Below are 13,046 nucleotides of genomic sequence, written 5' to 3' on the forward strand. Positions count from 1 at the left end.
CCGTCAATGTGCTGATTTGTGGTTTTATGAAGTTACTGTTGATCGAGGATGAAGTGAAAACGCTGCTTAGTCTCAAGCAGGGGCTGGAGGAAGAACAGTGGGCTGTCGACATTGCCTACGACGGCAGCATGGGTTTTCAACTGGCCACCCGCAACACCTACGCGCTGATTATTTCCGACATCATTCTGCCCGGCATGAATGGGCTGGAGCTGTGCCGCAAATTACGTACTGCCGACATCACGACGCCTATCTTGCTACTGACCGCGCTGGGTACGACCGACGATAAAATCGACGGGCTCGATGCGGGGGCCGACGATTACCTGGCCAAACCATTCGAACTGCGCGAACTGCTGGCGCGGGTCCGGGCGCTGACCCGGCGCAGTGCGGCCCAGCCTGCGTATACCGGCAGTACGCTCGCCCTGGCCGACCTGACGCTCAACCCCGATACGAAGCTGGTGACGCGGGCGGGACAGGAAATTACGCTCACCGCCAAAGAGTTTCAGCTGCTCGATTATCTCCTGCGGAATCAGGGACGGGTGGTGTCGAAGGCAGAGCTGGCCGAGAAAATATGGGACGTTACCTTCGATACAGGCACCAACGTGATTGAGGTGTACGTTAACTTCCTGCGCAAAAAAATCGACCGTGACTTCGAGCCGAAACTGCTGCACACGCAGATCGGTATGGGGTATGTCCTTAAAGTAATGGCCTGATGGGGAATATTCGGACCCGGCTGACGGTTCAGTTTATGGCACTGGTAACGGTGGTCCTGCTGCTGTTCTCGCTGGGCGTCTACGGCTTCAGTCAGCTTTACCTGCAAAAGCGTTTTTTTAGCCGGTTGCAGAGCCGCGCGCTCACCGTTACCGAGCAACTGGCCAATGCCCCGAACCCGTCTATCGATACCCGCCAGCCTGGCAACGATGCACTACCCGACGAACAGGTGTCCGTTTACAACACCCGCCTACACCGCATCATTTTTAGTGTCGGTCCCGACCGACCGGCCCTGCACGTATCGTTTATAGCGCAATTAAAACCCGGGAAGACGAGGCTGTATCTGCACCAGGGCGACACGCAGGTAGTGGCGATTTTTCTGGCGGGCAAGGCTCCTGACAACTGGCTACTAATCAGTGCTGTCGATCAGCAGGGGAAGGCCGCCCTAGCTGATCTGCGGCAGATTCTGGGTGTAATGGGACTGGCCGGAGTGCTGTTACTGAGTCTGGCGGGCTGGCTGTTTGCCGGGCGGGCGCTGGCCCCCATGGAAAATATCGTGGGACAGGTAAACACGATTTTTCCGGCCAACATGGCCCGCCGGGTCGAATACGCGAATCCCGGTGATGAGATCGGTTCGCTGGTCACTACGGTCAACCGGCTGCTGGATCGGGTAGGAGAAGCACTGCTGAACCAGAAGATGTTTATTGCGAACGTGTCGCATGAGTTGAAGAACCCGCTGACGAAAATCCGCTCCCAGCTCGACGTCGCCCTACGGCAACCGCGCGACCCGGACACGTATATCCGGTTGCTGACGTCACTGCGCGACGACGCCACTTCGCTCACCGACCTGACGAATACCTTGCTGACGCTGGCCGGTACGAATGCCGATACGCTACCCATGCAGCCGCTGCGAATCGACGAACTGCTGTGGGAAGTCAAGCAGCAGGCGCAAAAGTGGAACGAAGCCTACCGGGTGGCGCTGACCTTTGCTGAATTTCCCGATGAAGAAGGCGCGCTGCTGGTGATGGGTAACGAAGCCGCGCTGAAAAACCTGCTGCTGAACCTGATCGATAACGCCTGTAAATTTGCCGCTGATAATCAGGCGCTGGTCACGTTCCGGGCCGATGGCGAGACCGTACAGGTGCAGGTCGCCAACGTCGGCCCGCCGATTGCTGCTGCTGATCTGCCCTTCCTGTTCGAGCCGTTCTACCGCAGCCGTACCACCGCGACCACCCATCGAGGGCACGGGTTAGGCCTGGCCATTGCCGCCCGCATCGCCGACCTGCACCGGGGAACAATCGTCGCTGAATCGACAAAAATGGGTGCCGTCTTTACGCTGTCGTTGCCGGTACAAGCTGCATTTTAAGGTCAGTTTAAGGTCAGTTTAAGTCGTGCCTAAGCCCGGCGACTGTCTTTTGTAGAAAGATAATCGTCAGCCATGCACATAACAGACACCCCAACCCGATCCAGCAAAGGTATCCGACCCATCGCCGTTGGCGTACTGGTCGGCGTAGCCTCGCTGCTGGTGTATCTGTTTGTGGGGGCGCAGAACGAAACGCTCGAACTACAGCAGTCGCTGACCACGCAGGTCGAGCAACTGGCGCATACACAAACACAACTCGACTCGCTGTCGCGGGTGCTCGACGCCCGTATCGCCGATGTGCGTCGGCTGGGCGGCAACGTGGGGAATCTGGAAACCGTAAAAGCCCGGCTGGAAGCCGACAAGCAGCGCCTTACCCACGATCTGCGGTTTTCTGTCCGTACCTACGATCAGCGAATCCGGCAGTACGGGGCTTTCCTGGCATCGCGCAATGCTGACCTGCGGCTCATTCGCGAAGAAAACAGCAACCTGGCCAACCGGGCCCGGGCGCTGGAAGAAGAACGCGAACTGGTGCTAAGCGAGAACGCGGGCCTGCGGTACGACCGTGATGAATTGAGTCGCGCGGTAGCGACGTTCTCCGCCCAGAATGACGATCTGAAGCGGAAGGTGACGCTGGCGTCGGCCATGCGGGCGCTGGACGTGCAGGTGCGGTCGCTGACGGAGAGCGGACGCGAGCGGCAGGGGGGCGTCTATCGGGCGTCGCGTACCGACCGGCTCAAGATCTTGTTCACGCTGGCAGCCAACCCGCTGGCTACCAAAAATACCAAAGACATTTACCTGCGCGTACTCGATCCGAACGGTAGTGTGCTGAGCGACGATCGCATCGGCGGAACATTATCGTACGAAGGAAACGCCATCGGCTACAGCATGCGTCAGCCAGTCGCCTTCGACAACAACGATCAGTCGGTTGAGCTGGTGTACCGGCGTGATTCCCCGTACCGTCCCGGTCCGTACACGGTCGAACTGTATGCCGAAGGCTTCCGTATCGGGCAGGGTGAGTTCATGCTGAAATAGCGATCGGTTGTCGGCGGGTGTCACTTGATGGAGACCGAAAACCGTAAACCGTAAACCGAAAAGGAATAAGTAATGAAGCGTCAGCTACAAAACGGATTATTTGAACTGTTGGCAATCGGGCTGCTGGTTGCCCAGACCACGCTCGACTGGACGCAGGCAACCGTGCAGTGCTGGCGTCGTCATCCACGGGCCTGCTCCGCGCTCGTCTATCTGTTTTTAACGATGGCGTTCTGCTATCAGCCATCGGTAGGGCGCTGGATTGGCGGCTTCGTGATGATGAGTCTGCCCGTAGCCATGCTGAGCGGACTGGTTGCGAGTCTGTACCTGCTGCGGCAGAACGAGCGACTGGCCGGAACGGTGGGGCTGGTCTGGCTGGTGCTGACATTGCCCATCGGCAAACGACTGTTCGGTTATGGAAATGAGCTGCCCGCTACCGTCTCGGCCCAGGCTCTGAGTGTGCTTAGCTTCAACGGCGAGTGTTTTAACCCGGCGGCTAACACGGGTATTCGTACGCTACGCGCCGACATTGCCTGCTTTCAGGAATACGCCCCTAACGCCGATCTGGAAAAACAATATCCCGACCGGCTAACCCGCCTGACCCGCTTCTCGGGCAACCGACAGGTGGGGCTGGCCCTGTTTTCCCAGTATCCGATTGTCCGGCAATACGGGCGTATCTGGAAGCGGGGCAATGCCCCCGACATCAACGGGTTTCTCTGCGCCGACGTCGCCTATGGACGGGATACGGTGCGGGTAGTGAACGTGCATCTGTGGTCGATGGGCGTCCGCGTCGAACAGGCGTATCAGGCCGGGCGGACGGGGCGGCTAGGTCGTTTTTTCGCCGAACTGGGCGACACGTTTCAGCGCCTGAAAGAAGGGTTCGACCGGCGCGACGAGCAGATTCGGGAAGTGGAGCAGTACGTGTCGGGTAGTCGCTACCCGGTAATTATCTGCGGAGATTTCAACGAAACGCCCTTTGGCTACGCTTACGGTAAGCTACGGCGTAACTTCCGTAACGCCTTTGAAGAAGCCGGCGAGGGCTTCGGCTTTACGCTGAACCGACACCCGTACTGCGTCCGTATCGATCAGCAATTCTTTAGCCCCGACTGGCACGTGACCTCCTGCCGCACCCTGTCGGGGGTGACGTTTTCCGACCACTTCCCGGTTATGGCGCAGTACATCCTCAAGAAATCACTGACCCGGACACCGGAGGTATTGGCACAGCGCTAGACACCGTACGTAGCGCAAACAAATCAAGGGTCGGGCGGATTTAGCTAAGAACAACACCTTGTTTTCGTACCGTAGCTATGCCCCTTCTCGTTCTGGTCCGTCACGGCCAATCACAGTTCAATCTGGAAAACCGCTTCACCGGTAATGTCGACACCCCCCTGACCGATCTGGGGCGGCATGAAGCCCGCGAAGCCGGGACACTGCTCAAAAACGACCGATTCACGATTGGCTTTACGTCGGTGCTGCAACGGGCGATCGATACGATGACGATCATTCTGCACGAAACCGGGCAAACGGAGTTGCCCGTCGAGCGCAGCGCTGCCCTGAATGAGCGGATGTACGGCGATTTGCAGGGGACAAACAAAGCCGAAGCCGAAGAGCGGTTTGGGGCTGAACAGGTATTTCGCTGGCGACGTAGCTACGACGAACGTCCCCCTAATGGCGAGAGCCTGCACGATACCGTCGATCGGGTAGTGCCCTACTTCGACCAAACCATTCTGCCCCACCTGAACCGCGACGAAGCCGTGTTGATTGTTGCTCACGGCAATAGCCTGCGCGCGTTGCTGATGCGACTGGAAAATATTAGCCCCGACCATATCGAGAAAGTGGAACTGGCAACGGGCGTCCCCCGCCAATACGATTACGACCCGGCAACAGCTACGTTCCGACAACTGGGTAAATAAGCGTACAACGCTATAGCAGCGTTAGAACGGCTGATTAGCCACAGGTACGCACCGAACCTAAGTCGATAAATGCAAACACATCTTCTCATGAATTGTGTCAGTAAGTCAGTTGTTGACTACTTATAGGCTTTTGATTGTTACTTAAAAATATTTTATATAAACTATTTGTTTTTATTGGGGAAGTGCTGAATATTGTAAGATCGTGAGCAAATAGAGCGCACACGGTCGATTACGATATGGTCTGGACGTTGTATAAAAGATCGGCTCGGGCGGTATGTAAGGCTACCATCGCTGCGTTACTGGATCAACCGATCGAGCGCGTTCAGCAGCGGATTCTAATTCGGCAGATTGGCCGTGTACTACACTGCGTCCGGCAGGCGCATAGTCAGCATCCGGCTTGGCTACAACAGCAATACGGTACGATGGATAGGTACCTGGAAAAACACCTGTCTGCTGACGACTGGCGCTTCCTGATGGAATTACGTAACGCTGAGCTGGTTAACGAACGCGCTGTTCCGCCCTGTCCGGCGCATGCGCGGATGGCCTAAAATGGTCGATTCGTAACGGATACAACCGGCCCGCAGCGGACATAACGACTAACATACCCCGGCCAATCGCCCGCTAATTCAATATACTGTTTTGTTGCGCCATGGGTCAGGGCCTCCCGTCAACGTGTACTGATGTGTCGGCTGTTTGCAGGCAGACTACGTTACTAGCTATACGTTCTTCCAACTACCGCCGGAAGCGCCCCGGTTACTAGATACGTAAAAATAGACCGGTTGTTCGAACCGATATTGCGTTTATACTGACGATCGCTATCACACCGTTATATTCGAAGCAAACAGGCATCGCCTAACAGGGTGAGCGAACATAGCGTCATAGGATTTTTTTGAACCGCTCCCAGCCTATAATTAGTTATAGTAAACAACAGATGAACAATAGTACTCAACAAAACCATGAACATCAGAAACAATGTCCATATCAGCGCGGGAGAGCAGCCGCAGCTAATTCAGACGCTGCTTAACACGGCTAGTCCGCGAACAGCACAGTACCTGGGTCATGCCATGCGCACCGACTATACCTGTGGCGTCGTCGTCAGTACGTCGGCCGGTTTCAAAACGATTACCTTGCCAGCCCGCGCGCTTGAGCTGATGGCCGATGGAATCGTCGTCGATCAGGACCGCGATTTCATCCGTCGCCAGTTGGGGCAGGCCTGAGTCATACGCTAAACAGCGATCGGATTCGGCCAATTTCTTTGGATATAAACAAAAAAGCCTGGTGCCAATGGTACCAGGCTTTTCGCTTCTATCCACACCATTCACGCCCGAGGGCGTGTTTGATACTTCAAATAACTGCATCAAAACTTTATCAGAAAAATCTTAACCAGTTTATAACGGGTAAAAAAGGGGGATTAAGCGCTAAAAAAGGGTACTATTCATGCCCGTCTGATAAGAATGTCAACAGGTAATACACACAAATAGAGCTTTATAGACCAACTGATCGATGGAAAAAAGGGGGAGTCCCGTCTTACGTAATTTTTCTGTGGATTTCAGTAGCTAATTGAGCAAACGGTCAGAATAAACGCGTGTTTATTGGCCGCCAGCTCTGCATGAGCGACGCAGCCAGACTTAGTCGGGTAGGGTCTGTACAGGCTGCGAAGCGTCAGACATGGTCAACGCCTTAGCCTGGTGGGCCGCTTCCGTGAGCCAGTCGACAACCATCTTCTGGTACTGTTCACGAACCAGGTCGACGCTGAATTCAGCGCTGTCGATAATCAGTACACCCTTGTGTTTGGGCAGATAAAACGTGATCGAATCGACGAGTTTACTATAAACGACATCGGTTGAACCTATCATTCGGCTTATGTCGGCCACAAATTGGCACTGCGCCTTCGCGCGTTGTATCTCCAAACATAAAGCTCGATCAGACAGTACAGACAGGTGAGGTAGTTGGGCTATTTACGCAAGGCCCGCCCGGGCTATCGCTGTTCGGGCCGTCTCTCCAGGTGTAGTTGCAGGTGTTGATTAGCCAGCTGACCGTCCAGCCGTAAGCCCGTACCTTCTCTCGTCAAGCGACCCCTGAGCGGTGCGATGTTCCTGTTCGGATAACGCCAATGGACTATCAGCGAGTCAGTTTCCGGCTGATAGTGGTACGTTCCGATGTAGCGATACCGATAGTCATTAAAGTCGAAGGCAAACTCGTCGTCCAGATCCAGATAAACGCCCGTCAGCACGCTGTCTTTCGGGGTGCGGGCCACGCGGGCTTGTCCGTCGATACGTAAATTGCTGGCCCGGTAGCTGCCCGTAAACTGAGGATGCTTATTCGGAAACGCGTAGACACTTAGCAAAAGAACGGGCAGTAGCAATACCGACAGCTTGATACCTATCTGGATAGCCGGTGCATAAGGGAGTGGCTGTAGCCCTTGTACGGTACTGAGTAAAAAGGCCTTGATTCGGTGGTAATCGAGGCTAAGTAGCGAGAGAACTCCTGTCAGTAAGACTACCGCGTGAAGCATAACCCAGGTCGGCATTGCATAGCAATAATCCATGGCGATGATATGCACCAACATGGGCAGGGCGATCAGCAGGGCCAGCAGGCGCGTTCGGGCGAACAGCAACAGATAGGCACTGCTGATCTGTAGGCCGGCGATGAACAGCGTGAAGGGGTAAGACCACCGGTAAAATGCCCAGACCAGGTTCTCCCCGCTCAGACTGCTGAAGGGTGTATCCAGCAGACCGAGGGGAACAATCATTTGCAGGTGGAGAATTTTCTGGAAGCCAAACAGCGACAGGTCCAGCGCCAGCCAGTACACGATGCTGTAGGGGAGGAGACTCATCAGCCGACCCTTGCCGTGTTTCCCGGTTCGGGCCTGCTGCCGATCAATCAGCAGGACGAGCAGACCAGCGAACAGCAGGGCGATTGATACGCCGACGATGACCGGGCTGGGTAGCCACGGAGACAGGTACTTTTTAGCAACGCGATGTACGACGAAGCCGCTTACCAAACCACTACTTAAAACAAGTCCCAGCTTGCTGCCCGGCGACGACGATTGCCTCGACGGTATGTTGTGTGTATCCATGACGCAACAGTCGGGAGATTGCTCACACCGGTCGTTCGGATGGGTACATCGGTACGTCTTTCTGGTGTTTTACCGTTTTTAAATAGTTCGACGGTGTTTGGCCGACCTGTTTTTTGAAGGCCGTGTTGAACGTGGTCTTCGCGCTGAAGCCCACTTCGTAGGCAATGCCCAGAATACTTAAATGCCGATGTGCCGGCGACCCCATCAGTCGACAGGCTTCGTTTATTCGATACTGGTTGATCAGGGTAAAGAAATTGATGCCGTAGCCTTCGTTGATGAGAAACGACAAATCGTTTATGGATATTGAGAGCCGCTTCGCCAGTTTCGCTAAATCCAGATCGGCATCCATAAACACCTTGTCGTGAGTTAGCAATCGGTCAAGACGCTCTTTTAGCTGGGTCATTTCCTGGGGTTGTAACCGGACCGGTTTGACCGAGGGCGCTGGCGCATCCTGTTCCGCCAGCAAAACCTGAACGGCCTGCCTGCCGGTCTGATCAAGGGCGAACACTTCGGGTTGCCGGATCAGGAAGAAACTCATCAGAAACAGGCTCCCAAAATAGCCGTAACCCATGTATTGATCGAGTGTGTTCTGGGACATGGATACCTGAATCAGCCAGAGGATAGTCATACCCGCGATGGTACCCAACAGGCCATACAACCACCGCAGCTGAATGTGCTGAATGGTAGCGGCAAGCTGGCGGATGTGCCGCTGGTGTTGATCAACTAACCGCCAGGAGAGAAGCCAGTAAACGATTAGTTGAAGTTTTAGTCCGTAAGACACGAGTTGGCCCAATGCCCGATCGACAGCCGGTGGTAAGCTGATGAGAGGAACTGCCCATACGTCGCTACGGTCAGGAATAAAAGAAGGCAGTAGTATCCCGAGGAAGAGCAGGGCCGGCATAAAGTGCTGGCGACAATGAGCCGCTTTCATTGGCTGGGGATGGGTGAAATGCCAGATGCTCAGATACAGCGCGGGAGCCATGGCAAAGCGGGTCAGTTCGCAGACCGGTACCAGATACGGGTACGCTTGCGTATACCCGCCCAGCCAGGCACTGTGACTGAGTAAGGCAAACCCCACGCAAAGAACGAACAGGCCGAACCAGCGGATGGCCCGCTGATTGGGAGGTCGACGGCTCGCCAGGCAGAGAAAGGCTATCGCAATGGCCGAACCTGCCGTGAGCGCGTTAAGGAGTAGATCCGGCATGGGTGTCCCGTTTTATGGCTAAAGGCCGATAATACGTTTATACTACCGGCTGCCAGGCTACTTTTCCATGCGTTCTGACGCGATCATACCCCAGCCACGCTGCAATCTTTACAGGGTAGCGCCAGCGTTACACGTGTTGGTATTGTATGGAGTACACTATGCTTGTCTCGTTCTGAAAAAGGCTGACTGATGTCAGGATGTATTTCTTCATGCGCTTAGCTGTATAGGATGATTGATAGGCCGGGTCAGTCAATCGCAGAGCGGCCCGTTTCGACATCGATATAGCGCAGCGCGACGTCTAGAAACGCTTCGTTGCGGGGATGCCGTATTAGGTTCGTACCCATCGGAGCGAAGCGTGCCCTGACGTGATAATTGCCCGCCCGGGGCGGCACAGCCCAGCGTGTGCCAGCGTTACCCCCATTTTTAACCGCGACCGGAAACGGGTGTCCTTCTTCGGGGTGAACACGGGTTTCCCGGTCTGAAGCCCGCCCGCGTTGATAACCGGTTCGTTGGTGTAGCCGACTAACCAGTTCACTAGCATATGTCTACGTAACGCTATGTTAAAATTACTTACTAATTGGATAAGATCTATATTTTATTGGTTTAAGAATACTTTTCTTTTGTATCGGTCAATGCAACGAGAACTATCATCTACCCACCGTAACCGACGATGATAGTGTTGATCGCGCTTTAAATGCCCACCGTAACGCCTAATCAATGACTTACAATCGAATCTATTTTTGGTCGTATGAAAAAATAAAGTACTACCAGGTAGTAGTGATTTTCCGGCGCAGACGGGGCGTTTAGCCCTTTGTGTGGCGGCTGCGACGACGGTTTTGTCATTAGCGATGGGTAGCCCTGTGACTGGATGGGCGCATACCTATACCAGTAAGGGATTCCAGCTGGCCGTTGCTGGTCGGGCTGAGGCCAACGGACCCGTTTGCTTTACCAACGCTGGTTAAAGCAGACGGGTCCCCTAAGAGCTGTTTTGGGTGCGGATGGTGCCTTTTCCGATTAACTTGCCCGACTGAGTCCAGACATACTGTCTGATAACCGCTAAAAAGTGAATGGCGGTGATTAGTCTTGGTTACCATTTCCTCTTTTCTACGCATGATGAAACAACTTTTTTCCAGTTGCCTGTTACTCGTACTCGGCACCAGTACCCTACACGCGCAAACAACGCCGAAACTCTGGTACGATAAGCCCGCTACCCAATGGGTCGAGGCTTTACCACTCGGCAACGGGCGAATTGGCGCGATGGTGTTCGGTGGCGTCGAGCAGGAACTGATTCAACTCAACGAATCGACGCTCTGGTCGGGTGGACCCGTTAAAAAAGGCGTCAATCCGCAGGCTGCTACGTACCTGCCCGCCATCCGGGAGGCCCTGCTCAACCAGGAAGATTATGCCAAGGCCGATGAGCTGACTAAAAAGCTACAGGGTTTTTACACGGAATCCTACCTGCCCCTGTCAGATTTGATGATCAAGCAACACCTCCCCACGGGCGCGCCAACCAACTATTACCGCGACCTGGGTATTGCTAATGCCCTTGCTACCACCCGCTTTACCCAGGGCGGGGTTACCTTTAAACGCGAACTCTTCACCTCCGCACCGGCTAACGTCCTGGTCATTCGACTCAGCGCCGACAAAGCCCGGCAATTGAGTCTGGATGTGGCTACCCAATCCAAACTACGCATCCAGAAAGCCACTCAGGGGGCGAACGAACTGGTCATCAATGGAAAAGCCCCCGCTCGCGTCGATCCAAACTACTACAATCCCAAGGGGCGGCAACCGGTTGTGTACGACGACACCACCGGCTGCAACGGTATGCGCTTTCAGTATCGTATCAAAGCGGTGGCCAAAGATGGTTCGGTCAAGACCGACACGGCGGGTATCCACATCGACAAAGCCAGCGAGGTGATCCTTTACGTAACAGCCGCGACCAGCTTCAACGGGTTCGACAAATGCCCGGACAAGGACGGCAAAGACGAAAAAAAACTGGCTGCTTCGTACATGGCCAAGGCTACCGCGCAACCGTACCCAACGCTGTTAAACGCTCACCAGGCCGACTACCGGCGTTATTTTGACCGCTGCACGTTTTCCGTCCGGGATACGCTGGCGTCGAATCCCAGCACATCGCTGCCCAGCGACGATCGGTTGAAAGCGTACTCCACGGGCCGCTACGATCCCAGCCTGGAAACGCTGTATTTTCAGTATGGCCGCTACCTACTGATTTCGTCTTCCCGTCCAGATGGTCCACCCGCAAACCTGCAAGGCATCTGGAACAAGGAGCTGCGGGCACCCTGGAGTTCGAACTACACCATCAACATCAACACCGAGATGAATTACTGGCCCGCTGAGGTCACGAATTTATCGGAGATGCACACCGCCCTGCTCGACTGGATTCCGAATCTGGCCACTACCGGGCACGTAACGGCCCAGGAGTACTACAACGCTAAAGGCTGGGTCGCTCACCACAACTCCGACATCTGGGGACTCAGCAACGCCGTCGGTGACCGGGGCGATGGCGATCCGGTCTGGGCCAACTGGCCGATGGGTGGCAACTGGCTGTGTCAGCATCTGTGGGAGCATTACCAGTTTACGGGCGACAAAAAATTTCTGGCTGAGCAGGCTTACCCGATCATGAAACAGGCGGCTTTGTTCTCGATCGACTGGCTGGTGCCCGACAAAAACGGCAAGCTGGTAACCGCCCCCTCGACCACGCCCGAAAACAAATTCTTCGACGCGAACGGCAAGCAACAGGGGGTATCGGTAGGTACCACGATGGATATGTCGATTATCTGGGATTTGTTCACCAATCTGATTGAGGCCTCCACTGTACTGAACCAGGATAAAGCTTTCCGGGACCAGTTGATCGCCAAGCGCAGTCAATTGTTGCCCCTTCAGATCGGCAAGCAGGGTCAGTTGCTGGAATGGAATCAGGAATTTCGCGAAACCGACCCGCACCACCGGCACGTATCACACCTGTTTGGGCTCCATCCGGGTCGGCAGATTACCACGCAAACACCAGCCCTTTTCGCGGCCGCCCGCAAGACGCTGGAACTCCGGGGCGACGAAGGTACGGGCTGGAGCAAAGGCTGGAAAATAAACTGGTGGGCCCGGTTGCAGGACGGTAATCACGCCTATTCGCTCATCCGCCAGCTGATGCAATATGTCAACACGACGGGCACGCAGATGAGCCGGGGTGGGGGGACCTATCCCAACTTCTTCGACGCGCACCCACCGTTCCAGATCGACGGCAACTTCGCCGGTACGGCAGGTATGGCGGAGATGCTGTTGCAAAGTCATCTGGACAAGATTCACCTGCTACCCGCCGTACCCGATGCATGGTCGGAAGGCCGCGTAACGGGATTGAAAGCAAGGGGCGGTTTCGAGGTGAGCATGAACTGGAAAAAGTCGACCCTTACTGGTGCTACCCTAAAATCGCTGACCGGTGGTGATTTGGCGTTGCTCACCAAGGTACCCGTTCGCATTCAGGGTAGTAAGCAAACCGCCGTAAAAACCGACGAAGGCTACGTGTTGCGGCTGAAAACCGAAAAAGGGAAAGTATACACCGTATTGGCTAACTAGGAAACTGCCTCAGTCGTGTAGCAACAACCGTCTATGCTTAGGGCTACACAAACGAATAAACAAGCACATCCAGTTTTGGCCCGACGATCGGCAAATTAGTGGTCTGGTGGCCTGATGGGTAGTGCTTGTTTTGTCGCTGATCGATTCACAATAAAGAAATTG

The 13,046-nt window shown here is 55.0% G+C and carries 12 protein-coding genes; 8 read left to right on the plus strand and 4 right to left on the minus strand.

The genetic code is table 11. The features are described from left to right. Positions 1–26 precede the first annotated feature (26 nt). The 7 genes from CLV58_RS00340 (at position 27) to CLV58_RS00370 (ending at position 6,230) form a co-directional block, all read left to right on the plus strand. The gene (locus tag CLV58_RS00340; RefSeq protein ID WP_106136105.1) at positions 27–710 is read left to right on the plus strand and encodes a response regulator transcription factor; all 684 of its coding nucleotides are present in this window, start codon (positions 27–29) and stop codon (positions 708–710) included. Beyond that, positions 710–2,074 carry a sensor histidine kinase gene (locus CLV58_RS00345; protein WP_106135777.1) on the plus strand — a complete coding sequence of 455 codons (1,365 nt, stop codon included), beginning with the start codon at positions 710–712 and terminating at the stop codon, positions 2,072–2,074. Before CLV58_RS00340 ends, CLV58_RS00345 begins: the two co-directional genes overlap by 1 nt. A 72-nt stretch (positions 2,075–2,146) precedes the next feature. After that, positions 2,147–3,103 (plus strand): hypothetical protein, encoded by a 957-nt coding sequence (locus CLV58_RS00350; RefSeq protein ID WP_106135778.1) that lies wholly within the window; start codon positions 2,147–2,149, stop codon positions 3,101–3,103. Between the two features lie 72 nt (positions 3,104–3,175). Further along, positions 3,176–4,330 carry an endonuclease/exonuclease/phosphatase family protein gene (locus tag CLV58_RS00355; protein WP_106135779.1) on the plus strand — a complete coding sequence of 385 codons (1,155 nt, stop codon included), beginning with the start codon at positions 3,176–3,178 and terminating at the stop codon, positions 4,328–4,330. Between the two features lie 77 nt (positions 4,331–4,407). Then, positions 4,408–5,013, plus strand: coding sequence for a 2,3-bisphosphoglycerate-dependent phosphoglycerate mutase (locus tag CLV58_RS00360; RefSeq protein ID WP_106135780.1), 606 nt, complete (start codon positions 4,408–4,410; stop codon positions 5,011–5,013). A 236-nt stretch (positions 5,014–5,249) separates the two neighbouring features. Beyond that, entirely contained in the window at positions 5,250–5,561 is a 312-nt protein-coding gene (locus tag CLV58_RS00365; protein WP_106135781.1) for a hypothetical protein, read from the plus strand. 408 nt (positions 5,562–5,969) lie between these two features. Next, the gene (locus tag CLV58_RS00370; RefSeq protein ID WP_106135782.1) at positions 5,970–6,230 is read left to right on the plus strand and encodes a hypothetical protein; all 261 of its coding nucleotides are present in this window, start codon (positions 5,970–5,972) and stop codon (positions 6,228–6,230) included. 411 nt (positions 6,231–6,641) lie between these two features. Here CLV58_RS00370 and CLV58_RS00375 read toward each other — a convergent pair whose 3' ends face one another. The 4 genes from CLV58_RS00375 to CLV58_RS27910 form a co-directional block, all read right to left on the minus strand. Beyond that, entirely contained in the window at positions 6,642–6,869 is a 228-nt protein-coding gene (locus CLV58_RS00375) for a hypothetical protein (protein WP_106135783.1), read from the minus strand. 122 nt (positions 6,870–6,991) lie between these two features. After that, positions 6,992–8,092 (minus strand): hypothetical protein, encoded by a 1,101-nt coding sequence (locus tag CLV58_RS00380; protein WP_106135784.1) that lies wholly within the window; start codon positions 8,090–8,092, stop codon positions 6,992–6,994. 22 nt (positions 8,093–8,114) lie between these two features. Further along, positions 8,115–9,296 (minus strand): helix-turn-helix domain-containing protein, encoded by a 1,182-nt coding sequence (locus CLV58_RS00385; RefSeq protein WP_106135785.1) that lies wholly within the window; start codon positions 9,294–9,296, stop codon positions 8,115–8,117. A 328-nt stretch (positions 9,297–9,624) separates the two neighbouring features. After that, on the minus strand, positions 9,625–9,831 hold the full coding sequence (locus tag CLV58_RS27910; RefSeq protein WP_146141323.1) for a hypothetical protein: 207 nt from the start codon (positions 9,829–9,831) through the stop codon (positions 9,625–9,627). 575 nt (positions 9,832–10,406) lie between these two features. On the opposite strand from CLV58_RS27910, the gene CLV58_RS00390 reads away from it, so the two are divergent. Further along, complete coding sequence (locus CLV58_RS00390) at positions 10,407–12,884, plus strand: glycoside hydrolase family 95 protein (RefSeq protein WP_342748891.1); 2,478 nt, start codon at positions 10,407–10,409, stop codon at positions 12,882–12,884. Positions 12,885–13,046: the final 162 nt, after the last annotated feature.

This window comes from Spirosoma oryzae (assembly GCF_003002825.1).
Classification (GTDB): domain Bacteria; phylum Bacteroidota; class Bacteroidia; order Cytophagales; family Spirosomataceae; genus Spirosoma; species Spirosoma oryzae.

Bases quoted from the DNA above. Each gene is read 5' to 3' on its own strand.
- CLV58_RS00340 (WP_106136105.1), top strand. From the start codon at position 27: ATGAAGTTACTGTTGATCGAGGATGAAGTGAAAACGCTGCTTAGTCTC.
- CLV58_RS00345 (WP_106135777.1), top strand. From the start codon at position 710: ATGGGGAATATTCGGACCCGGCTGACGGTTCAGTTTATGGCACTGGTA.
- CLV58_RS00350 (WP_106135778.1), top strand. From the start codon at position 2,147: ATGCACATAACAGACACCCCAACCCGATCCAGCAAAGGTATCCGACCC.
- CLV58_RS00355 (WP_106135779.1), top strand. From the start codon at position 3,176: ATGAAGCGTCAGCTACAAAACGGATTATTTGAACTGTTGGCAATCGGG.
- CLV58_RS00360 (WP_106135780.1), top strand. From the start codon at position 4,408: ATGCCCCTTCTCGTTCTGGTCCGTCACGGCCAATCACAGTTCAATCTG.
- CLV58_RS00365 (WP_106135781.1), top strand. From the start codon at position 5,250: ATGGTCTGGACGTTGTATAAAAGATCGGCTCGGGCGGTATGTAAGGCT.
- CLV58_RS00370 (WP_106135782.1), top strand. From the start codon at position 5,970: ATGAACATCAGAAACAATGTCCATATCAGCGCGGGAGAGCAGCCGCAG.
- CLV58_RS00375 (WP_106135783.1), bottom strand. From the start codon at position 6,869: ATGATAGGTTCAACCGATGTCGTTTATAGTAAACTCGTCGATTCGATC.
- CLV58_RS00380 (WP_106135784.1), bottom strand. From the start codon at position 8,092: ATGGATACACACAACATACCGTCGAGGCAATCGTCGTCGCCGGGCAGC.
- CLV58_RS00385 (WP_106135785.1), bottom strand. From the start codon at position 9,296: ATGCCGGATCTACTCCTTAACGCGCTCACGGCAGGTTCGGCCATTGCG.
- CLV58_RS00390 (WP_342748891.1), top strand. From the start codon at position 10,407: ATGATGAAACAACTTTTTTCCAGTTGCCTGTTACTCGTACTCGGCACC.